Raw genomic sequence first — 20,171 nt, forward strand, 5'->3', positions numbered from 1 at the left:
CGCAGTATTATAACTGGAGTTATAGAGTTTAGGTTGCAACACGTGTACGCGAAATTGGTGTGGGGGCCCTGACTTGCGCGTTCGCTTCCGCTTTTTGTCCGGTCTGATCGTCCTGGCAGGGCTCATGCGCCTGCGCACTTGCTTGAGGGCGGTTGTTCCACAACGATATTGCACAGTGCCGGGGCCATGACTGTTGAGGATGGCTCCGAGTTCCGAATGCTGAACAGACGCAGACAGGGCACAACCCACCAATGTGCTCCTGGGATAACGGAATGGGGAGAGGAGAAGCCACCCAAAAACTGAGAAGGCAGTCGAGACTGCGCCCCTATGCTCATGCAGTCCCAGCAGCATGATGGCGTGGAGTTAACCGACGAACATTGGGCGCTGGTCGAGCCTTTCCTGTTGGCGCCACCGCGCCGTATGATGGCAAAGGCCGTCCTCGCATGTGGAGCCGTCCGATCCTGAATGCGGTGCTGTGGATTCTCCGGACCGGTGCACCCTGGAAAGATTTACCCACACGGTACCCACCGCGCTCCACCGTTCACTGATCTGTCAAGGGTTTGGTGGAGCCTCAGTTCAGGATGTAAGCCTGCTCCTCGAAGGCCGTCGGTGACTGATACCCCAACGACGAGTGACGACGGCGACGGTTATAGAACACTTCAATCCACTCGAACACCTCTGTCCGTGTCTGGGCACGGTCCCACTGCGCTTCACCAAGCCCCATCTCCGTCTTCAATGTCGCAAAAAAGCTTTCCTGGACAGCATTATCCCAACAATCCCCCGCCTCGCTCATACTCTGAACGGCCTGCAGTCTGTCCAGCGCCTGCTGGTACACATCGCTCGTATACTGGCTCCCTCGATCCGAGTGATGCAGGAGTCCGCCTGGTGGTTTCCGACGCGCTACGGCCATCTCCAACGCCGCTGTGACCAGCGGCGTCTGAAGTCGCTCATTCAGCGCCCAGCCGACAATTTTCCTCGAGTACAGGTCCATGACCGTTGCCAAGTACAACCAGCCATCACGGGTGGGTAGGTACGTCATATCCGTGACCCACTTCTGGTTCGGGGCATCCGCAGTGAATGCCCGATCAAGAATGTTTTCTGCGACTGGACGCGAAGATTTCGTTTTGGTCGTCGTACGGAACTTCCGTTTCCCACGTGCGACAAGCAGGGCTTGTCGCATGAGCCGCCTGATCCGCTGACGACTGACCTGCTCTCCCTGTGCCTTCAGGTCGGCTTGGATGCGCAGCGCCCCGTATGTTCCCCGGCTTTCCTCGAAGCTGGTCCTGATTTTCTCGATCAGCACGCGGTCTTTTGTGATCCTCTTGCTCTCCGGCCTTCCCCGCGAAGCGTAGTACCCGCTGATGCCCACCTCGAGAACCCGGCACATCAGTTCCACTGGGAACTCGTTCTGGTGCCCCTCGATGAATTTGAAGATCAGGGCTGCTTCGCGAAGAAGGCCAGTGCTTTTTTCAGAATATCCCGTTCCTGTCGTGCAATTTCCAGTTCCCGCTCCAGTTCCTTGAGTCGAGCCTCCTGTGGTGAAAGGGCGGGGATTCCCCGCCCGGTGAAGGCTGGGCGGCCAGCGGCCGTCTGGGTGTCCTGCTGCTGCTTCCACCGGACCACGTAGTGAGGGGGAACGCCAAGGTCACGGGCAATCTGGGCGCAACTCTTTCCGGTCGTGCGGACCAGCCGGACGGCTTCTTGTTTGAACTCAGCGGTGAATTTCTGCTTGGGTACGGACATTCTGTCCTCCAGTGTGGATCACACTGAACTTACCCTCCACCAAACTCTATCCAGTTCACACCGTCACTTCCAGGAATGGGTCCGCACAGGGGCGCTTGACCGCATCCTTCAGGCGTTATACGAACGACTTGCGGATCAAGGCCAACTCAATCTGAGCGAGCGCTTCATCGATGCAACTTTTGCCAGCGCGAAAAAGCGGGCCTGGACTTGGGCAAGACGAAGCGAGGCAAAGGCACGAAGATTATGGCGATCACGGACGCTAGCGGGATTCCCATCGCGGTTCATGTCGCCACTGCCACTCCACACGAGGTTACGCTTGTGCACGACACACTGGACGCGACTTTCGGATTCGACTTTGCCGGGCTTCACGCTATTCCTCGTGGATACGCCGCTGATAGTTACTAGTGTTGACTTTATTGTTACTAGTAACTAGATTAGGATATGCGAACCCTCAAAGTTCAACTCAGAGAGGACGAACAGATCTTGCTCGAAACCGAAGGGCGTACGACGCTAGCGCCCGAACAACTCCTTGCTCTGCTGCCCCAACTCCTTGGTCTCAAGCACTCACCTCCACTTCCCCTGGCTACCCGCAAATACCTGCCGCTCAGTGAGTATTTGCGTGAAAGTAGTGCCAGTACGCTCACACTGACCTTCGCGGAGATCGAAGATCTGCTTGGCTGCAATCTCCCCCCATCGGCAAAAAAACACCGTGCTTGGTGGAGCAATAGTTCAACCGGGCATTCACAAGCGGCAGCTTGGCTTAATCCAGGCTGGGAAGTCGCTGGAGTCACCAGCACCACCGTCACTTTCCAACACCTCAAAGGACGAGACAAGAACATCATCACCGGACGCGTCGGAAGCAAATTCGTTGGCTACGACCTCAACCTCACCTGGAGCGCGCCAGCGCTTACTGGACGGATCGGAGGAACCACAGTCGGACGTGACGTCAACCTTCACATCGAACACGGACAAGTGCAAGGTCACGTCGGTGGTCGAATGATGGGCTTTGAAGTGAAAGGAACACTCATGTCAGAGCGCATCGATCTTCGACTTGGCGGCAACCTCATCGGCGCAGACCTGCACGTTGATCTGCACAACGCCACGGCGACGGGTCGACTTGGTGGAAAGAAACTCGGATACGACGTACAGCTCACCCAAAAATCTGGCGAATGGCACGGCAGGATCGGAGCTGGCCTTGATGGGTACGACGTCATCCTCAGTGGTCAGGTGCCAAGCGAAATAGCAACTCTGGCGGCGGCAATTGCCTTCCAATCCCTGCAGGATGACGTCGCGGGAGCAACGGCAGGCTGAACGGTTGATGATCAAAGGAACCGCTCGAGCGGGGGACTGGAAGGGAGCGCAGTTCGACCTGATTCTTACGCAACCCCGGGAAGTGCGCCGTGAAGCAGCGGGTCAGTCTGGCCAGGACGTCGGGGCACGCGTCCTGTTCCCGCGGGTCAGCCGATCCTTTTCAAGCCCCCCGGAAAACTGTCAGGTAGTGAGCTCTCAAGCTCACGCTTCAGCTGTCGCTTGTGAGGACATTCCTGTTGAAGTACTGCTGGCGACACGGAGGATAGAGCGCCAGAAGAGGGAGCCACAGGAAACCGGCAGCACATGACTGACAACCGCAACAGCGTCGCTCACGCCGTGACTGACATCATCAGCACCGGAACTGCCTGCCTGAGCGTCCTGGGTGCTGTGCCGCGGTCCGGAGAACGCTGTGCACCAGGAGGGCCAGCTTTCATCATGCTGTGGCCTGGGCCTCAGCTGCGCAGGCCACACCCCAGTGCGGCAAATGAAGAGCAGGCGGTCTTTGAGGCTTGCAGGATGAGCGTGGTTCCAGGGGAGATGTAGAGAATGGAAAGACAGCGTGCGTGTACACCAGCTGCTTTATAACTCCGGCTATCTTCAACGCGCGACGCACTCCAGGAAGGCGGTACCTCTGCAGAATGACCCTTCACCCCAGTCCACCCTCTTCAAAGGGCGGCTCAACAACGGACCGCACGGGCTGAAGCAGCGCGGCACCATCCATGGTCTGACCTTCCCGGCCCACACCAGCCGAAAGGTCGACAGCCTTATGGTCTTCAGGAACCTCGTCACGATCATCAAGCGGTGAACCTCAAGCGCCCTTGCCCGGCTCAACATCCACGCGCCCGCAAGCAGCCCGGTCCACCACGGGACTCCCCACGGGGAGGCAGCGCCGCGACGCACGATACACTGACCACACCCGGCTGAGCGGCCGCGGGCCATGACGAACCGTCCAGCAACATGCACAGACGTTCAACGCGCTTGCCAGCCCACCCCGTGAACCGCCGGCGCGGACTGGCACCTGGTCGCAGTGGGCCCAGCCACCCAGAACCAGGCACAAGGAGGAACCCCCCATGGAACTCAAAGGCAAAATCGTCCTCATCACCGGGGCAGGCAAGGGCATCGGCAAAGCCGTTGCGCAGGCACTCGCACAGGAAGGCGCTCACCTGGCCCTGCTCGCACGTGAACGCGCCACGCTCGAACGCGTCGCACACGACCTCACGACCCGGTACGGAATCCGCACCCACGTCGAAAGTGTCGACGTGTCTGACCGCGAGGCGGTAGAAGCGGCGGTCCAGCGCGCGGCCCGGACGCTGGGCGGCCTTGACGTTCTGGTCAACAACGCCGGCACCGCCACCTTCGGCAGCGTCCTTGACATGGACCCAGGCGAGTGGGAACGCATGATCCGGGTGAACCTGCTCGGCACGTACCACGTCACCCGCGCCGCGTTGCCCCATCTGATCGCCCGCGGCGCAGGCAGCATCATCAACGTCGCCTCCACCGCCGGAGAGAAGGGCGCGCCAAACGCCTCAGCGTACGCCGCGTCCAAAGCGGGCGTCATCGCGTTCACCGAGTCACTCATGGCCGAGGTGCGCAAGCACGACATCCGCGTGATCCTGCTCAACCCCAGCACCGTCAACACCGACCTCGCCGCGAGTCTCGGCCTCAAGATCGGCGAGGAGGACCGCATGCTTCAGGCCGGGGACGTCGCGGAGGTGCTTGTGTCTGCGCTGCGGCTCCCACAGCGCGCACTCATCCGCAACCTGTCACTGCTCACCACCAACCCGCAGTAAGACCAGGAGAGAAACGCCTCACTCCGCGCTTCCCTCCTGACCTGCAGCCTCAAGCAAACGTCGGCTGTTGCGGTCACCCGCAGAGCACCGACGTGCGGGCGGTGCTCTGAAAGCGCGGGGGCAGTGAACCCCCACGCTCCTTCTGCAACGGAACAAACCCGGCGGCACCCCCCACGCTTTTCCTGCGGCGGTTCACCGGGCGCCGTGAGGCCTTCCGGGCCTCTCCACAAGGCGCCGGAATCCCGCTTCCGCGCGAGGATGCTGTGACCCCGCACGGGCCGATAGCGCCCGGCGACACGTGGATGACCCGTGCGGTTTCACTCCTTACGGCACTCAGTCGCGTGCCTCTTTGCACCACCCGCCTTGTCAATGCACGTGGACCACGCCTTTTCTCCACCGGCCGCGCCCCTGCGCTGAGCGCCCGGTGGGGCGCCGGGCACGACCAGCCCCTGAAGTGGCCTGGATTTTCTTTCCGGTCCCTCAAGACGAGGGGGGCACGACGTTCATGACCGTCCGGGTCACGCTGGGTAGACTCGGCCTGCAGGTACAACACCCAGTGTTCATGTCACGCCCCGCGCACACGGCCCGTTGCCCAAGGAGGACGTCATGCCCCTGACCGTTATCGCCAAGCTCAAAGCCAGACCCGGCATGGAAGAACCGTTGTTCGAAGCCTGCCGGGCACTGATCGCCCCGACCCTCGCGGAGGAAGGGTGCCTCAACTACGACATGCACCGGAGCGTCGAAGAGCCAGGCGTCATCATGTTCTACGAGAACTGGGCGACGCGGTCGCTGTGGGAGCAGCACATGCAGGCCCCGCACCTCAAGGCCTTCTCCGAGAAGACCGAAGGCATGAACGAGGTGTGGGAGTTGTTCCTCGGGGAGAAAGTCGGGGCGTGAACACCGCACCCTCGCAGGGCGACGCGCCCGGCGGCAGCGCGCGCCGTTCGCCCCGGGACAGGAGACGGCCGTGAGAATCACCTTCTACGCGCACGCCTGCTTCCGTTTCGACGCGGACGGGCTGAGCGTCATCACGGACTCCTACACGCCCGGACCAAAACCCGGTTCGGGCTTCGACCCGGTCGATGAACCCGCCGACCTGGTCATCATGAGCTCCTCGACGGACACCTTCCACTCGGACCCCAGCCACGTGCGGGGGGAACCTGTGGTGGTGGACGCGCTCACTGTGCCGCCCGCGGGCCTGACGGTGAAGGGCGTGGAGATCCGCGCGTTCCCGGCGATGGAAAGTCTCTCGTTCGACTTCCAGGGGGAGTTCGGCCGTCATCCGGACGCAAACGCGCTGTACCTCTTTACCCTGGGTGGGCTGCGGGTGCTGCACCTGGGGGATACAGGCAACCCCGTGCCTGCCGAGCACCTCGACGCGTTACGCGGCAACGTGGACATCATGCTGGCCCTCGCCGGCGCACACGCAACGATCGCGTTTGAGGATCTGGACGCGGCGATCACGGCGATCAACCCCCGGGTCGTGATTCCCATGCACTACTACAGCCCACGCGGGTGGCTGCAGATCGAGCCGGTCGAGGCCTTCCTGTCGCGGTACCCCGCTGAGATGGTCACGCGCGTCGGCACCCCGACGCTGGAATTGACGCGTGACACCCTGCCGCCCGACCGGCACATCTTCGTGCTGGACCAATCCCGGTAAGCCTTCAACCGTGCACAGGTGGAAGCGGCAGAACTGCACCTGTGCACGGGTTGCGTGGGGTCCGCTGGCGGTGTGGTCCCGACATGCCCGGCGGACGAAAAGGTACGGAAACCGGTACTTCAATACACTTCGTCTGAGACGGTGGTTTGACAAGCCTCGGACGAGTAGAGGATGACCCGTGATTGTACGGTGCAGGCGCGGTACTTTCAGCAGAAGCGCCCAGGGGCGGCAGTGCTGTAACGTTGGGCAACGAGACAGTGTGCGGGGCGCCGTGGCACCAGGCCGGCCGCAGACAGGTCAATGAACACCTCCCGGCCGCTGCTGGTGGCCACCCGGGTGGTCGCTGGTGAGGCGACCGAAGCGACCGGCAGGCGACCCACCAACGAAGCGTCCAGCCGGGACAGGGGCGCGTCAAACCGGAAGGCCCGCGTTTCGAGGCTGGCATTCGACTCCTGTTGCCACAGGTGAAAGGGCGCCCCGAGGGCTTCGACAACCACCTCATCGTCGGCCCGCTGGAACGCCGGCCAGGCCTCGTCCCGGGAAGGCAGCGCCATGTCGGGCGTCACCACCGGCGTCGTGACGCCCGGCCGCGACTCACCGCCAAACTTGCCCAGGACGTAACCGTACTGCGGCAGGGGGAGGTTCAGTTCTAAATCCGTCAGGGCGAGGGGGAGGGTGACGGGCTGCCACCAGCGCCTGCTGAAACCTGGGGAGCACCACGAAATCTTCGCTGTTGAGCAACGATGGGAAAAGGCGGACTGCGCCGAAGTGGGCCGCGCGGTCCGCACGCTGGAGGCCGTCAGTCGCGTTGGTCCGGGGCTTGTTTCCCTGTCAGATCGTGCGGGAGATGCGTCGCAGCATTGATCGTGCCTTCGAACGCCGGGCCCACCTACGAGACCAGCACACCAATCTGCCCGATGACCGCGGCATTGAACGCATCAAGTTCCTCGGCCGGCACCCACAGTTCCTGGTGGGTCTGCTCACTGCCCACGACCTGAATCTCGTAGCGCGTCGCGACCTCCGCCTGCACGTCAAAGCGCGTCACGAAGCCGGCCCAGGGCGCGGTCTTCGCGTTCCAGTCCCGGGCGATCTCCTCAGCGTACGCGAAGTTCAGTACCGGGTAGAAGATCGGCTGGTCTGGCAGCCGCGGAGGAAAGGCCTGCCAGCCATTCAGCGCCAGAAGACGGAGTTCGGCGAGGCCCACCGGACGGTACAGCGTGACGTGCTCGCCCACGTCCCCCCAGGGCAGGGTGCGGTCGGCGTTTTCCGGGAACAGAGCGTGGAGCCAGTGGGGGTCACGGGGGGCCATGCCGCCACCGTAGCGCACGGCTCGTGGCGTTGCCCGGTCACAGCGGCGTACGCCATCCGCGCCATGTGCCGCGGCACGTCTCAGGGATACCTTCAGCCGCATGACCCCTGCCGATCCCGTGTACTTCTACCGAACGGCGCATCCGTTCAGCAACTTTCATCCGTCCGTGTTCACCGTGGACAGCCAGACCTTTCAGACCGCCGAGCAGTACATCATGTACCGCAAGGCGCTGACGTTCGGTGATCCGGTGTCCGCCGAGCGCATCCTGGCTGCGCGTGGTCCTGGCGAGTGCAAGAAACTCGGCCGGCGGGTCCGGCCGTATGACGAGGCCATCTGGGCTGCCGTGCGCGAACAGGTCGCCTACGACGCGTGCGTTCACAAGTTCGCCCAGAACTCTCGGCTGCGGGACGTCCTCCTGTCCACTGGCGACGCCTTGCTGGTCGAAGCTGCTCCTTCAGATGCCATTTGGGGCATCGGGTTCAGCGAACAGGACGCCCCCGCCCACCACCATCAGTGGGGTCAGAACCTGCTGGGGCTGGCGTTGATGCGCGTGCGCGACACCCTACGTACAGGAGACGTCAAGATCACGTCCTCCCCTCCGACAGCGTCCTGAACGCCGCGCGCAGGCTGGTGCCGGAGGTTTCAGGACACTGAAGACGGATAGCCCAGTTGGGATGCGAGTTGATCAGGAGAAGCAGCGCCTCCCCCGAACTGGGTTCCGGTGATTCAGGCACCCTGTGGTGTGCGGTTCATGGCGCGGAGATTGACCAGGCCGGCCACACCACCCCAGAACAGGCCGTGCCACCCGGTGTCACTCCGGTAGACCTCCCGGCAGACCTTGAACGTCTTGAGCTTGCACACGACGTTCTCCACGGTAACCCGCACCTTCGAGATCTGATGATTGAGCGCAGTCGTCCTTGCTCGGTGGGCCGCCTCGAGGTCGCATGCGGGGCACGATCACCTCATGCTTCGGGCAGAGCTTCTCCAGGCCGGTCTACCCATGGTCCCCCCAGACACGACTTCCGCGCGGGAGGCGGGGGAAGACGCCTCGATCCGCCTCCCGGACAAGCAGAGGACCCCTTCTCTCCGTTTCCTGTCAGCCTGGTGGCAACAACCCGTTCGGACCGTGCCCTGCGGAACCCCGGCGGGGAGGCTGCGTTCCGGGCAGTTGTGTTTCTCTCACACAGGGACATGGTTTAGTCAGAGGAGGCTGGGAATGCCGGACATCCGTTGGGCCTCCAGGAGCAGCGTTATGAACACAGTGAAAGCCGGGCAGGCCAACATCATTCGTTACGTGCAGGCCCGCAGTCAACGCTCTTTCTGATTCGCCGACTGCCTGTTTACGATTCTGGTCACCGGTCAGGAATCGGGAGGGAGCTACACCACCATGGAACTCTTTATCCCTCCTGGAAAAGGTCCAAACCTGCATCAGCACACGGCGGAGGATGAACAGTTCTACGTCCTGAGTGGCGAACTGACCTTTCAGGTGGGTGCTCAGACCTTCAGTGTGGCGGCGGGCGACTTCATTCACATTCCCCGGCAGACCCTCCACCGCTTCGAGAATGGGCAGCAACCTGCACGGCTCCTCGCGACCTTCTCGCCGGCCGGGCCGGAACACAGCTTCATGGCAGCGGGAACCTGGCTCAGCGCACAGGACGCAGACCCGTGGCTCTCCAGCAGCGTTACCTGAAGTCACGCTCCAGAGAGCGGCGCAGCGGACATCCGTCCTGCGTGTTTTTCCAGTGCCGTCAGTTCAGTCCGGTCGTGTCTCCGTTGATCGCTGCCGGCCCGGGGTTCTGTCCATTACGGTCGTTCGCCTTCTCCCTGATCCATGCCCACGGGAATTCTGGTCAGCACGACAGGCCCACCGGCGCGGTGCACTCTTGTGCTTCCCCTCTGCGTGCCGTGAATCTGGACGTCTCCAACGAGCAGGCACGCTCCACTGGGCTGTGAACAGCACGCCTGGATTGATGGGGGGTCAGCAATCGCGCCCACGGCCAGACCTGCAAGCAGGCCTCCATACTCTGCCACGCACACCGTGACCTCAATGGGCCTCCCCTTCAGCTGCGAATGCAGGAGTGCGCCTGCCGGGAGCGTAGGGCCAGACCCGCCGAGCCGGGCGCCGCGTCGTGCGTCCGGGCGTGTGGCCAGTCCAAGATCAACCTGACCAGCGGCGGCACTGCAGAGCCAGGGAAACGTACCTCGGCAGGCTGGCAACTTGCAAATGGAATTACAAACACAATATTAATTGTGCCTTTGAGCCTGTCTCATCTTCCAAATGCGAAAATGTGCACGATAAAGACACTTCAGGCAGCGACGCAGACAAGAACTGCGTGCGGACCTGTCACAACCGGGATGTCGCCATGCTCTACGACCTCTGAAGTCCATCCCGCGTGGAATGCACGGGAAAAGGGGAATGACAGATGCGCGAACGACGCCGCGTACGGGCGGCCCATGTCCTGGTGGGCACCCTGATCGTGCTGAATCTGCACCAGGCGGCTGCCCACAACTGGTGGTTCTGGCACTGGGACCGCAGCACCCTGGGCGTTGGCATATGGAATGACGTGACCGAAGCCGACGCGGTACGGAACGAGTGGGACAGCCGGACCGACCTGAGTCTCCCGCGGCAGGGCGGGCACACAGACATCAGCATGTTTGGCGGCAATTTCGGCGACACGGGTTGGTGGGGACTGGCGACCATTGAAGGCTGGGGACTCGACTGGCCCTGGCACTGCCCAACCATCGGCGGCTGCCTCGTGACCCACGGGCACGCCAGATTCAACAGCTTCTACGGCGGTACGACCGGCACCGGAAGCGCAAGTGACAAGCGCGGCGTGTACTGCCAGGAACTCGGTCACCTGTTCGGCCTCGATCACAGCGACACTGGGGACTGCATGGGCAAGGGGTATTTCAACAACGTCAACCTCTCCGGACCCCACAACTGGACGGACATCAACAACCGGTACTGAAGGCGCAGGAGGACTGTCCTATGAAACTGTCACTTGTTGTCACCGCCTTAAGCGGCCTGCTCCTGGTGCAGTGGCTTGCGCCGCTGCGCGCCAGATGGCCCCAGGCGGCGCCCGGCATACACGCCAGCTGGGTCAATATGGCGCGGTCCCTGGAGGAAGCCGTCAAACTCTCGCAGGTAGTGGTGATCGCCCGCGTCGTGGGAGTGAAACGCGCCAGTGACCTGACGGTCAAAGCGGCCGGCGAGCCCGGGGGCGTTGACCGTGTGCCGGCAGAGCGGGTCCTGCTGGAGGTACAGGCGCTCTACGGCAGCGCGCCGCGCCAGCTCACGCTCTTTCATACCGGCCTGAGCACCGGGCAGCTGACCACGCAGACGCCGCCAGACAAAGCCCGCGACCTGAAACCCATGGATCAGGCCACCCCCACGCAGACCTCGCCCCGCACCACCCTGCTTGACGACGATCCCGAGTACCGGGAAGGCCAGCAGTACGTTCTGTTCCTTCGCCCTGGACCCGAACTGGACGGCCAGAAAACCGTCCGGGTCATCGCGCCGGAAGGCCGCTACCTTCTGGAGGGAGAACGGTTGATTCCGGTGACCAGCCGCGGCGCGGCCAAGGAGATAGCGGGTCTGAGCCTGTCGCAACTTGCCGCGCGGCTCAAGGCCCTGTCCACCACCCGCTTCCCGACGCTGGACATCCGCCCGCTCCCGAACTTTCCTGTGGTGCCGGTCAAGCCCACACCCCCCTGAACCGGCGCTGCCCCGCAGGGCCACGGCCGATTGATCATCCGCTTGGGCTCCGGCCGTGGGGCGGCGTTCCGGCGGCAGATGAAGACGGGGGCAGGGCCGGTCACCGCGCCGCCAAGTGATCACACCCGGCGCTTGAGCGTGACGTGCCTGGAACGGTGGGCTGAAGCGGGCAGAGCAGTGTCCTGGGGCGCGGAGCGCCAGGCCCTCATCCACCCACCGCGTCCAGCGCTGCCAGGGCGCTCTCCACCGTGGAGGGCCCTTCGCGCAGCAGCAGCCGGATTCCCGACGGGTCCTGGACGAATGAACCCGCTGCGCCCGCCTGCACCTGAAGCCCCGCTGCATTGAGCCGCGCCGTCACGGCGCTGAGCTCGGCCGGGCCCGACAGTTCAATGGTGTAGTGCAGCAACCCCAGGGCACCGCTGGGCGGGACTGGTCCGCCGCGGCTTTGCCAGGCGTTTGTGCCCACGTGATGATGGTAGCCTCCCGCGCCAGCGAAGACGGCGCCCATGCCGTCTGCTCCGATGTCGAAGCCCAGCACACCCTCGTAAAAGCCACGGGTAGCGGCTGGATCACTCATCTTGAGATGCACATGCCCCATGCGGGTCCCGATCGGTGCTCTCGTCCAGCCTCGATCATCCGGAGCAAGGGTGCCCAGCAGGTCCTGAACATTGATGACCGCCGTGTCAAAGGACGTGTACTTGCCGTCCTTGAAGGGCCACTGCTCACGTGGCCAATCGTGGTAGATCTCGATGCCGTTGCCCTCAGGATCGTTGAAATAAAACGCTTCGTGGGTGAGGTGATCCGACTGACCGAGTGGCAGGCCCAGGGCCGCCGCGTGACGCAGCCAGCGGGCCAGGTCCGGCCGGGTAGGGAAGGCGACGGCGATGTGGTACAGCCCGGTGGCGTCGGCAGGTGGCGTGGGCGCGTGAGGGTCATGGCGCAGGGTGACCAGTGGATGGCCGTCTTCGGTCCCCAAGGCGGCGCGGGCACCGTCCCGGGCGAGGAGGGTCAGGCCGAGCGCGGCCGTGTAAAAACGGGCCGTCAGGTCCAGGTCGCGCACGGTCAGGGCAACTTCTCCCAGGGTCAGGTTCGGGTCAATACGGGCGGCCAGGGCAGCGGATGGGACAGATGCAGTCATGATCAAGCCTCCGGGGTCAGGTTCAGCGGGCCTGGATGGGCGCCTGGCGACTGCGGCCCCAGGCGATGACGCCGGCCAGCGCGGCGAGGAGCAGGTTCATTGGGAGCATCATGCCTTCCCCGCGGGAGAGATGAAACGGGATAGCCAGGACCATCACGGCAACCAGGCCGAGCGCGGCCAGGGGCGTCAGGTTCGGGCGAACGCGGGTCAGGCTGGGCAGCAGGAGACCGAGGGCGCCGGCCACTTCCGCCAGGCCGACGAAGCGCACGAGGGCGGCGGGCACGTCGGTCACCCAGGGCAGCGAGGTGGCGAGTTGCGCGATGGGGGCGGCGAGCTTCATCAGGCCAGCGGCGAGGAACAGGGCGCCGAGCAGGGCCTGAAGCACCCAGAGGGTGATGTGCAGAGCGGGGCTGGGGCGAACGGGGGCAGTTGTCGTGGTCATGGTGAGCTCCTTGGAATTGAGGGCGAAAGGTCGGGATCAGGGCAAGCGGAGGCGGACGGTAATGCCCCAGGGGTCGCTGGCCAGCAGGCCGTCCGGAGTGTGGGTGACGTGGAAGCCTTCGGTCTGCAGGCTGGCGGCGGTGCGGTCGATGGTGGTCTGGTCCGGCAGGAGCAGATCCCAGGTCAGGAGGCGGGCATCGTCGTCACCGGAGGGAGCGCTGCCCGCGGCCCAGGTGTTCAGGCCGAGGTGGTGATGGTAGCCGCCCGCGCCGAGGAACAGGGCACTGGGGAAGGTCCAGGCGGTTTTGGGGAAGCCCAGGCCAGCGTGGTAGAAGCGCGCGGCCTGATCGAGGTCACCGACGTAGAAGTGCAGGTGGCCGAGGATGGTGCCGTTGGGGATTCCGGTCCAGGCGGCCTCGCCGGCCGTGGCGAGAAGGCCCGGGAGGTCGAGGGGGTCGCCGCCGCCGATAAGTTGACCGTCGTCGCTGACGCGCCACGCCTCGCGTGGCCGGTCGCGGTAGACCTCGATGCTCAGGCCGTCGGGATCCTGAAGGTAGGTGGCCTCGCTGTAGTGGTGGTCAGACTGACCCACGTGGACGCCCTGGTCGAGTGCGTTCCGGATGAACCGGCCCAGGTCGGCGCGGGTGGGCAGCAGCAGAGCGAAGTGGTACAGGCCCAGCCGGCCCCGGTGTGGGGCGCGCTTGACGCCTCTTTTCTCGCGGAGTTCAAGGAGCACCTGACCGTCAGGGGTCCCCAGTGTGGCCGTCTGACCGTGCTGCTGATGCACGTGCAGGCCGATGACGCGGGTGTAGAAGGCGAGGGAAGTGTGGAGGTCGGCGATCTGAAGGACGACCGGCCCGAGGCGGAGCCCGGCGGGCAGGGTGTGGTGGGGCGGCGTGACGCCGATGCGGCCGGGAGGAACGTCAGGGTAGGGGCGGGTCGGGGGCAGGTTCATCGTGAACTCCTTGTGGTACGGTCAGGTGGTGAAACACCTATTAAAAACGAAGAGCGCCATTCAGCTGTGGTGCAGGTGAGCGTGAATCCGGGTGGGCGTTTCAACCAGGGGACGCCGCTGTCCTGGGGGCAGGTACCCTGACTGCCGGGGTTGAAGATCCGCAGCAGGTCCGTCCCGCCGGTTGAATAAGACCCGGGCTTTGGGGGTCAGGAGGGTGGGCACGCAGCGGCGGTTCGTGGCGCTTCGTTCACGTCTCACCAGGTCGGCTTCCTCCACCTTGTCCAGCGGGCCGGTCACGCCCAGCGTCTGGCCAACCAGGCGCCCGCGGATTTTGCTCACGTGATTCAGGAAGGGGATGGGGCGGTGCAGGTTGCGTGTGGCTTCTTTTTTCAGGCTCTTGATGGGGCGACCCTGGTGAATCTTGTTTCGCAGCGGCGAACCCATACCTCTGTTATAGGTGTTCCAACACGTAATGTCAACAGGAGGACCAGTGCCGCATTCACACCAGGGCGTGGACTCTCCACTCTCTCGACCAGAGGCACGCCTCCCCTTGATCGTTGCGCCACTTCAAGGAGACCTTTCCGCCGGGGGCAAGCGCAAACCACACTGCGCCGACCGGTGCATCTGTGACAGACGGAACAGCTCCACCCGACCGCAGAGGCGGCGACAGACCCCAGGCGATCGCCGGTAGGACGCCCCTCCACTCTGCTCACCGCTGGCCCGGCCGCGTTCATGGCGCACTGCTCGGTGCGAAAACGCCCCAGCAGGAGAAACACCAGCGCCGCGCGGTGTCCCTGGTCCGATTCAAGGTGAATCCACTCCAGGGTCCGCCGCTACGTACGCAGGACCCCGTCATGTTCGGGCTCCCGCCCGGGGGAACTCAATTGCCCTCGCCCCCGGCGGATCAACCCCGACGATCCGGGGGCCGGACCGGTCAGACGGTGCTCTGCGGATCGCCCGAGATGTCCGGCTGGTGCGGCAACTCCTGAGCTACCGAGGAGGCGGGCATCGAGGGCGGAGGCGCCGGCGCCGGTGAGGACGAGGGCGGCAGTGGCCGCGAGCAGGGCGAGGGGGAATTCCACGCCGTTCGGGTTGAAGAAGCCGGCTTTGAGGTGGACCAGGGCGATGGCACCGAGCATGTTCAGGGAGAGGAGGGCGGCAACGATGCGGGTGCCGAGTCCGGCGATCAGGGCTGCGCCGCCGAGAAGCTCGAGGAACGCGATGGCGGGTGCGGCGAGGGCGGGGAGGGGCACGCCCATCTGGGTGAAAGCGCCGGTGGTGCCGGGCAGGGTGAACATGAAGATCTTCTGGTAGCCGTGGGCGATGAAGATGACGCCGATGATGACCCGCAGGATCGTGAGGGCGAGGTCGACGCGCTGAAGGGTGGTGGCGGTGCGGGCAGTGGTGGTTGCGGTGGTGGTCATGGGATCTCCTGTTCGTTAGGACGATAGACGTGATAACGGATATTTGTTCGGTCAGCGGGCGAAAGGTCAGACAGCGTCCACCGCCAGAACTTCCCGGAGGAGAGCTTGAGCAACAGGGCGAGCCGCTCCGGTGGGAGGGTCTGGAACTGCTGGCGGTGCAGCGCCTGAATGGGCGCGTCGAAGCGGTCCACGGTGGCGCGGCCCTGAGGGGTCAGGCGGGGTCAACAGCACGCGGCGGTCGTGCTCACTGCGGAAACGTTCCACCAGCCCCAGCTTGTCCATCCGGTCCAGCAGGCGGGTGACATCCGGGTCCTTGTTGAGCAGCTGCGCGGCGATGTCCCCGCAGGTGAGGGCCCGCTCTCCCGCGCCGCGCAGAATGCGCAGCACGTTGAACTGAGTCACACTCAGGCCGCCCTGCTTGAGCAGATCGGCCACGTCATCTTCCAGACGCAGGGCCAGCACCTGCAAGGCGAGGTAGGTGGGGTGTTCCAGTGGAGGGTGGGGGAGGTCTGTGGTCATCGTGCGTCCTTTGGTGCCTCTTACGTGATGACGATAATCGTTGTGACGAGTATTTTCAAGAAGCGACGACGCTGCCACCGTTGCCACCGCCCACAACCCCCACCTGGAAGGCCGCGCGGACGTTGGCACAGTAGTGCCCACCCGGAGCGGACGGACAGAACTGTGGCTGCCGGCTCAGGAAGCGGCCTTGGCCTGGCCGGCTGGGTGCGCCGGTGCAACCGCGCGGTCCACGCACCGCCACCCACACTGGATCAGTCCCCGAGCGTCGGCGGCAAGTTCCCCCGTCGATCACCATCAGCCTGTTCACCAGCGGCGCTCACTCAGCTCCCTCAGGCGCTGAACACCGCTCACAGGTCCATCCTTGCATCCCCAAAAATGAAGCCCGAACCCCAGGCGCCATCCCCGGCGGCTGTCAGAGACAGGTGATTAGCCTGATGACACAGTGAGGTGTTTCCCGGTCGCGGGAACGCCGTGGCTTCGGCAGCCACGGATCAGTGCGGTGATGTTCCTGGAGTCCCTCATGACGAAGAAAATGCGGTACAAAGGCCAGCAGGACCTGCTAACCCTGCTTGATACGGTACTTGACCAGACCAGCCTGAAGTGCGGCGAGGTGGCGTGCGTGCTGCGACAGGGACGACCCTGGCGGCTCAACCGCATCACGGCCATCCGCGGCAACATCCTGACGGTCGACACCGGACACGAGTACGACCTGAACACCGGGGCGGCCCTGCAACCTGCCTCCGGGCTGGTGCTGACCCCCCTGAAACGGGTTCATGTGGAGTACCTGATGGTGCTCGAAGCCCAGCGGGCGGCTCAACATTTCGTGGTCAGAAATCTGACCGATGACCAGTGGCACGCCCTGGTGCCGGGGGCCGGCGCGCTGCTGTCCCTCATCCAGGACCTGCAGCACCTGCACCCGGAAGGGCTCCACCCCCGGTTTCGCGTGCTGGAACACGCCGACTGACCCGGCCAATCCGGGCGGCGCGGACCTCGGGGCCGGATCGGGACGTCATCCCCGAGCCCACCCCCTCCCCGGTCAGGGCACACGAATTCAGCGGCCCCGCACACCCCAAGCCCAACACCACGCACCAACCTCGCAGGGTGGCGCTGGGCACCAGCGGCGCGGTAGGGGCTCAGCCGGCCGTTGGCGTACCGGGGGGCGGGACGGCCAGCTGGGGTTCAGGCTCAGCCCGGCCGTCCCGCCCGGTGGGCCGCGACTGCGGATTCAAGACCACGGATTCAAGAAGCCCGCAGTCCGTGGGTGGAGTCGGCCCACCCGCGGGGAAGCCCCTGACGAGGACGAGGGCGGCGTATGGACCATCCAGCGTGAATCGTGCTGGCCACTGGGAGGCCGGACACCGGAAGCACCCATGGAGACGGCCGCGGACCCACTCCGGCAGGCAGCGGTCTGCGCGGCCAGCGTTACGCGACGCTGGCCGCGTGGGGGTCACCGACGCCTCGGCGTCCACCCTACTTCAAAGAACATGTCCAGGCCGGACAAGTTCACCTGGGCCCAGGTGACGCCCCCACCTGCGCCGCCTTCATGATCACGACGGGCGTGGCCTGCGAGTCCGCTGTTTTGGGGTGGCCGCACGCCTGGACCGCCTGGCACCGCCGTCCTGTCAGGCTTCCGACAGAGCCCGCGCTCTACGCTCGTTTCAGCGTCGTCCCGCCCATGCTTGAATCCCTGCGCGTGTCTCCCACTGTGCCCCTGCTGCTTGCACTCGGGCTGCTTCTGCTGATGATCGGGCATGGCCTGCAACGGGTCAGGCAGCCGGTCCAGCGGGCCTTCCTGGCGGTGCTGCTCACCAACTGCGTCTGGCTGCTTGGGGAACTGGGGTACGTCCGGGCGGACGCCGCAACGTTGAAGTGGACCTGGGGCCTCATGGAGTTTTTCGGCGTCCTCACCCTGCCCGTCGCCTGGATCGCGCTGGTCCAGCGTTACCTGAGTCCGCACCCGGAACCGGTGCCTCCGCGCCGTCTTCTGAAGCTTCTGGCCGTGCCGGCGCTGACCCTCCTGCTGATCTGGACGAACGGCACCCACCGGCTGGTGTGGTCGTACGCCGGGCCGGCCCCGGACTGGACCACCGTGCAGCGCGGCTGGGCGTACTGGGCTGGCGTGGTGGGGTACGCCAACGTGCTGCTCGCGTGGGGAGTCGTGCAACTGCTTCAGGCGCGCCGCTCTGCGCGCGGCGCGGACCGCGCGCAGGTCACCCTCATGCTGCTGGCCGTCGTGATGCCGACCGTCGTCAACACGCTGTACCTGCTGGGCCTCAACGTCCTGCCCGGACTGAACCCGACGCCGGTCAGTTCTGCGCTCAGCCTGCTGCCCATCGCGTGGGGCATGGCCCGCTACGGCCTCCTGCATGTGGCCCCCGTGGCCCACTCCCAGGTGGTGCAGCATCTCCCTGACGCCGTGTTCGTCCTGGACACCCGCGGCCGGATCGTCGACGCGAATGTCCGCGCCGCGGACCTGGCCGGGCAGGCCCACCACGTCCTGCCTGGGCGGCGCCTGCACGAGGTGCTGCCCGCCTGGCCGGACGAACCCGGCGGAGCCCCTGTGGAGTGGCGTCACGCCGGCCAGGTCTGGGAGGTGCAGCGGTCCACCGTGCGTGATGCCGGGGGAGCCGAAATCGGGCAGACGGTGGTCGCCCGCGACATCACCGCCCGGGCGCAGGAGCATGACCGCGTTCAGCAGCTCGCGCACGAGGACGCCCTCACCGGCCTCGGGAACCGCCGCGCCTTCGAGCGGGACCTGGAGCGCGAACAGGCCCGCGCCGCGCGCCACGCACTCCCCATGGGTCTGGTTCTGCTCGACCTGAACGGTCTCAAACAGGTGAACGATCAACTCGGGCACGCGTCCGGCGACGCGCTGCTCGCCGCGTTCGGCCAGGCGCTCCTGAGCGGCTTCCGGCCTGAAGACGGCGTGTACCGCCTGGGAGGCGACGAGTACGCGGTGCTGCTGGCCGACAGCCCACCGCACGGCGAAAGCGCCATCTGGGACCGGATGGCGCGCGTCGTCCGGGACGTTCAGGACCGCGGCTTCCCGGGCGTGAGTGTGAGCGTCGGCGTGGCGTACTTCCCGGACGACGGCGCCGGAGAGATGCTGATCAGCAAGGCGGACGCCCGCATGTACGCGCACAAACGAAGAACCACGCCTGATCCGCTGCCTCTCTCCTGACGCCGGGGCCGGAACGCCGAACAGCTGACATGGCGCCCGAAAAAACAGGCGAGGCGCGTTGGCTCCGCTGCGCCCCGCCGCACGCTCGCCGTGCGGCGCAGGCGTGGGAAGACCCAGGAAGTGAGCAGTCCTGACCTGCTGGCCGGTGGCAGCAGCGGCGTTCCAGCGGGCCCAGCAGCGTGAAGAACGCCTGGTCACCCACGGCGAACGCCATGGGCGCGCGCCCCGTGATCCCGTACAGGACGCACACGGGACGCGCGAAGTTCAGACCCGGTGGCGACGGGCAGGGCCGGCATCACACTGAGGTCCGGCCCGATCACGACCGGCTGACCACGCCGTCATCCTTGATGATGGTGGGCCTGGGTTGACGGCCGGGCCTGCCCACCGGCTCCCTCTGGCGCAGGCGCCCCAGGCCGCCTGGCAGCAGCGGTGCTGCGCGATCAACCCGTTCTTCAGGCGTGACGTTTGCTGAAAGGAGCCCTCGTGACGCACGGGCCAACTGCGCCACTGCCACGCCCCTGAGGTGCAGGCGTCAGGGGTGAAAGGACGGCTCAGCCGCCAGTGGTCCGCGTCAACCACCACAGGGCGAGGCCGCTCAGGACGAGCGCCAGTCCTGCAAAAAACGCCGCAGCGGCCGTCAGCTGGGCCCGCCACTCTGCCCTCACCTGCACAGCGCAACAGGCAGCCATCAGCCCCAGGACAACGGGCAGCGCGATGAGCTTCGTGGCCGGGATGAATGCCAGGCTCAGGGCCAGCACGGCGGCAGCCAGAAGCAGGTGCTGGGTGGCGGATGGAGGTGGCACGTGCCCATGGTAGGGGGGCGCCGCCTCCCGATGAACCCCCAGTGGGTCCCCCAACCGGCCTGCCCACCACAACGGCCTGCACACCGTCCGTGCCCGGCGACCGCACCGGCTCTGGTCCGCCCGGCCACCCGCGGTAATCTGGAGCTCACCCAGCACGCTGAGGTCTCTACGTTTCTGCGCCC

The 20,171-nt window shown here is 65.2% G+C and carries 21 protein-coding genes and 2 pseudogenes; 12 read left to right on the forward strand and 11 right to left on the reverse strand.

Translation table 11 applies throughout. The annotated features are described in order from the left end of the window. Window positions 1-327: 327 nt before the first annotated feature. Window positions 328-545 (forward strand): annotated as a pseudogene (locus tag LAJ19_RS22160) (transposase); the annotation flags it as partial. Between the two features lie 26 nt (window positions 546-571). On the opposite strand, the pseudogene LAJ19_RS16470 reads toward LAJ19_RS22160, so the two are convergent. Then, window positions 572-1,743: pseudogene (locus LAJ19_RS16470) on the reverse strand (IS3 family transposase). A 441-nt stretch (window positions 1,744-2,184) separates the two neighbouring features. Between LAJ19_RS16470 and LAJ19_RS16480 the strand changes: the two are divergent. From LAJ19_RS16480 to LAJ19_RS16500, 5 genes are all read left to right on the forward strand, one after another. After that, a complete protein-coding gene (locus LAJ19_RS16480; RefSeq protein WP_225523945.1) occupies window positions 2,185-3,054 on the forward strand; it encodes a DUF7662 domain-containing protein in 870 nt (289 codons plus the stop codon). 559 nt (window positions 3,055-3,613) lie between these two features. Then, on the forward strand, window positions 3,614-3,859 hold the full coding sequence (locus LAJ19_RS16485) for a hypothetical protein (RefSeq protein WP_225523946.1): 246 nt from the start codon (window positions 3,614-3,616) through the stop codon (window positions 3,857-3,859). 265 nt (window positions 3,860-4,124) lie between these two features. Next, window positions 4,125-4,844 carry a 3-ketoacyl-ACP reductase gene (locus tag LAJ19_RS16490; RefSeq protein ID WP_225523947.1) on the forward strand — a complete coding sequence of 240 codons (720 nt, stop codon included), beginning with the start codon at window positions 4,125-4,127 and terminating at the stop codon, window positions 4,842-4,844. Window positions 4,845-5,450: 606 nt separating this feature from the next. Continuing rightward, complete coding sequence (locus tag LAJ19_RS16495; protein WP_225523948.1) at window positions 5,451-5,741, forward strand: putative quinol monooxygenase; 291 nt, start codon at window positions 5,451-5,453, stop codon at window positions 5,739-5,741. A gap of 70 nt (window positions 5,742-5,811) precedes the next feature. Further along, window positions 5,812-6,504: an MBL fold metallo-hydrolase gene (locus LAJ19_RS16500; protein WP_225523949.1), complete on the forward strand. Its 693-nt coding sequence runs from the start codon at window positions 5,812-5,814 to the stop codon at window positions 6,502-6,504. Window positions 6,505-6,710: 206 nt separating this feature from the next. Here LAJ19_RS16500 and LAJ19_RS16505 read toward each other — a convergent pair whose 3' ends face one another. Next, window positions 6,711-7,292 (reverse strand): DUF6183 family protein, encoded by a 582-nt coding sequence (locus tag LAJ19_RS16505; RefSeq protein ID WP_225523950.1) that lies wholly within the window; start codon window positions 7,290-7,292, stop codon window positions 6,711-6,713. 101 nt (window positions 7,293-7,393) lie between these two features. Next, the gene (locus LAJ19_RS16510; RefSeq protein ID WP_225523951.1) at window positions 7,394-7,813 is read right to left on the reverse strand and encodes a hypothetical protein; all 420 of its coding nucleotides are present in this window, start codon (window positions 7,811-7,813) and stop codon (window positions 7,394-7,396) included. Between the two features lie 100 nt (window positions 7,814-7,913). Here LAJ19_RS16510 and ybiA point away from each other — a divergent pair, with 100 nt between their 5' ends. Continuing rightward, window positions 7,914-8,426, forward strand: coding sequence for a riboflavin biosynthesis intermediates N-glycosidase (ybiA, locus tag LAJ19_RS16515; protein ID WP_225523952.1), 513 nt, complete (start codon window positions 7,914-7,916; stop codon window positions 8,424-8,426). A gap of 113 nt (window positions 8,427-8,539) precedes the next feature. On the opposite strand, the gene LAJ19_RS21745 is transcribed toward ybiA, so the two are convergent. Continuing rightward, window positions 8,540-8,674, reverse strand: coding sequence for a hypothetical protein (locus tag LAJ19_RS21745; RefSeq protein WP_255639902.1), 135 nt, complete (start codon window positions 8,672-8,674; stop codon window positions 8,540-8,542). A 487-nt stretch (window positions 8,675-9,161) separates the two neighbouring features. Between LAJ19_RS21745 and LAJ19_RS16520 the strand changes: the two genes are divergently transcribed. From LAJ19_RS16520 to LAJ19_RS16530, 3 genes are all read left to right on the forward strand, one after another. After that, window positions 9,162-9,503 (forward strand): cupin domain-containing protein, encoded by a 342-nt coding sequence (locus LAJ19_RS16520; protein WP_225524000.1) that lies wholly within the window; start codon window positions 9,162-9,164, stop codon window positions 9,501-9,503. A gap of 733 nt (window positions 9,504-10,236) precedes the next feature. Then, window positions 10,237-10,782 carry a hypothetical protein gene (locus tag LAJ19_RS16525; protein ID WP_225523953.1) on the forward strand — a complete coding sequence of 182 codons (546 nt, stop codon included), beginning with the start codon at window positions 10,237-10,239 and terminating at the stop codon, window positions 10,780-10,782. Between the two features lie 20 nt (window positions 10,783-10,802). Further along, window positions 10,803-11,528 carry a hypothetical protein gene (locus tag LAJ19_RS16530; RefSeq protein ID WP_225523954.1) on the forward strand — a complete coding sequence of 242 codons (726 nt, stop codon included), beginning with the start codon at window positions 10,803-10,805 and terminating at the stop codon, window positions 11,526-11,528. A gap of 205 nt (window positions 11,529-11,733) precedes the next feature. Here LAJ19_RS16530 and LAJ19_RS16535 read toward each other — a convergent pair whose 3' ends face one another. The 6 genes from LAJ19_RS16535 to LAJ19_RS16560 all read right to left on the reverse strand — a co-directional run bounded on the left by LAJ19_RS16535 (window position 11,734) and on the right by LAJ19_RS16560 (window position 16,005). Continuing rightward, complete coding sequence (locus LAJ19_RS16535) at window positions 11,734-12,666, reverse strand: VOC family protein (protein ID WP_225523955.1); 933 nt, start codon at window positions 12,664-12,666, stop codon at window positions 11,734-11,736. Between the two features lie 22 nt (window positions 12,667-12,688). After that, window positions 12,689-13,108: a DoxX family protein gene (locus tag LAJ19_RS16540; RefSeq protein WP_225523956.1), complete on the reverse strand. Its 420-nt coding sequence runs from the start codon at window positions 13,106-13,108 to the stop codon at window positions 12,689-12,691. Window positions 13,109-13,144: 36 nt separating this feature from the next. Next, a complete protein-coding gene (locus LAJ19_RS16545; protein ID WP_225523957.1) occupies window positions 13,145-14,062 on the reverse strand; it encodes a VOC family protein in 918 nt (305 codons plus the stop codon). Window positions 14,063-14,122: 60 nt separating this feature from the next. Continuing rightward, window positions 14,123-14,506 carry a helix-turn-helix domain-containing protein gene (locus LAJ19_RS16550; RefSeq protein ID WP_225523958.1) on the reverse strand — a complete coding sequence of 128 codons (384 nt, stop codon included), beginning with the start codon at window positions 14,504-14,506 and terminating at the stop codon, window positions 14,123-14,125. A 389-nt stretch (window positions 14,507-14,895) separates the two neighbouring features. Beyond that, window positions 14,896-15,486 (reverse strand): DoxX family protein, encoded by a 591-nt coding sequence (locus LAJ19_RS16555; RefSeq protein ID WP_349774854.1) that lies wholly within the window; start codon window positions 15,484-15,486, stop codon window positions 14,896-14,898. 66 nt (window positions 15,487-15,552) lie between these two features. Beyond that, window positions 15,553-16,005 (reverse strand): MarR family winged helix-turn-helix transcriptional regulator, encoded by a 453-nt coding sequence (locus tag LAJ19_RS16560; RefSeq protein ID WP_225523959.1) that lies wholly within the window; start codon window positions 16,003-16,005, stop codon window positions 15,553-15,555. A 520-nt stretch (window positions 16,006-16,525) separates the two neighbouring features. Between LAJ19_RS16560 and LAJ19_RS16565 the strand changes: the two genes are divergently transcribed. After that, window positions 16,526-16,969: a hypothetical protein gene (locus tag LAJ19_RS16565; RefSeq protein WP_225523960.1), complete on the forward strand. Its 444-nt coding sequence runs from the start codon at window positions 16,526-16,528 to the stop codon at window positions 16,967-16,969. Window positions 16,970-17,680: 711 nt separating this feature from the next. Then, entirely contained in the window at window positions 17,681-19,186 is a 1,506-nt protein-coding gene (locus LAJ19_RS16570; RefSeq protein WP_225523961.1) for a histidine kinase N-terminal 7TM domain-containing diguanylate cyclase, read from the forward strand. A gap of 551 nt (window positions 19,187-19,737) precedes the next feature. On the opposite strand, the gene LAJ19_RS16575 is transcribed toward LAJ19_RS16570, so the two are convergent. After that, window positions 19,738-19,989 (reverse strand): hypothetical protein, encoded by a 252-nt coding sequence (locus LAJ19_RS16575; RefSeq protein WP_225523962.1) that lies wholly within the window; start codon window positions 19,987-19,989, stop codon window positions 19,738-19,740. Window positions 19,990-20,171 lie beyond the last annotated feature (182 nt).

Origin of the sequence: Deinococcus taeanensis, from assembly GCF_020229735.1 — a bacterium.
GTDB classification, from domain to species: Bacteria; Deinococcota; Deinococci; order Deinococcales; family Deinococcaceae; genus Deinococcus; species Deinococcus taeanensis.

Excerpts from the sequence above, each read along its gene's own strand:
- LAJ19_RS16480 (WP_225523945.1), top strand. The coding sequence starts at position 2,185 with ATGCGAACCCTCAAAGTTCAACTCAGAGAGGACGAACAGATCTTGCTC.
- LAJ19_RS16490 (WP_225523947.1), top strand. The coding sequence starts at position 4,125 with ATGGAACTCAAAGGCAAAATCGTCCTCATCACCGGGGCAGGCAAGGGC.
- LAJ19_RS16495 (WP_225523948.1), top strand. The coding sequence starts at position 5,451 with ATGCCCCTGACCGTTATCGCCAAGCTCAAAGCCAGACCCGGCATGGAA.
- LAJ19_RS16510 (WP_225523951.1), bottom strand. The coding sequence starts at position 7,813 with ATGGCCCCCCGTGACCCCCACTGGCTCCACGCTCTGTTCCCGGAAAAC.
- ybiA (WP_225523952.1), top strand. The coding sequence starts at position 7,914 with ATGACCCCTGCCGATCCCGTGTACTTCTACCGAACGGCGCATCCGTTC.
- LAJ19_RS16525 (WP_225523953.1), top strand. The coding sequence starts at position 10,237 with ATGCGCGAACGACGCCGCGTACGGGCGGCCCATGTCCTGGTGGGCACC.
- LAJ19_RS16530 (WP_225523954.1), top strand. The coding sequence starts at position 10,803 with ATGAAACTGTCACTTGTTGTCACCGCCTTAAGCGGCCTGCTCCTGGTG.
- LAJ19_RS16535 (WP_225523955.1), bottom strand. The coding sequence starts at position 12,666 with ATGACTGCATCTGTCCCATCCGCTGCCCTGGCCGCCCGTATTGACCCG.
- LAJ19_RS16540 (WP_225523956.1), bottom strand. The coding sequence starts at position 13,108 with ATGACCACGACAACTGCCCCCGTTCGCCCCAGCCCCGCTCTGCACATC.
- LAJ19_RS16545 (WP_225523957.1), bottom strand. The coding sequence starts at position 14,062 with ATGAACCTGCCCCCGACCCGCCCCTACCCTGACGTTCCTCCCGGCCGC.
- LAJ19_RS16550 (WP_225523958.1), bottom strand. The coding sequence starts at position 14,506 with ATGGGTTCGCCGCTGCGAAACAAGATTCACCAGGGTCGCCCCATCAAG.
- LAJ19_RS16555 (WP_349774854.1), bottom strand. The coding sequence starts at position 15,486 with ATGACCACCACCGCAACCACCACTGCCCGCACCGCCACCACCCTTCAG.
- LAJ19_RS16560 (WP_225523959.1), bottom strand. The coding sequence starts at position 16,005 with ATGACCACAGACCTCCCCCACCCTCCACTGGAACACCCCACCTACCTC.
- LAJ19_RS16565 (WP_225523960.1), top strand. The coding sequence starts at position 16,526 with ATGACGAAGAAAATGCGGTACAAAGGCCAGCAGGACCTGCTAACCCTG.
- LAJ19_RS16570 (WP_225523961.1), top strand. The coding sequence starts at position 17,681 with ATGCTTGAATCCCTGCGCGTGTCTCCCACTGTGCCCCTGCTGCTTGCA.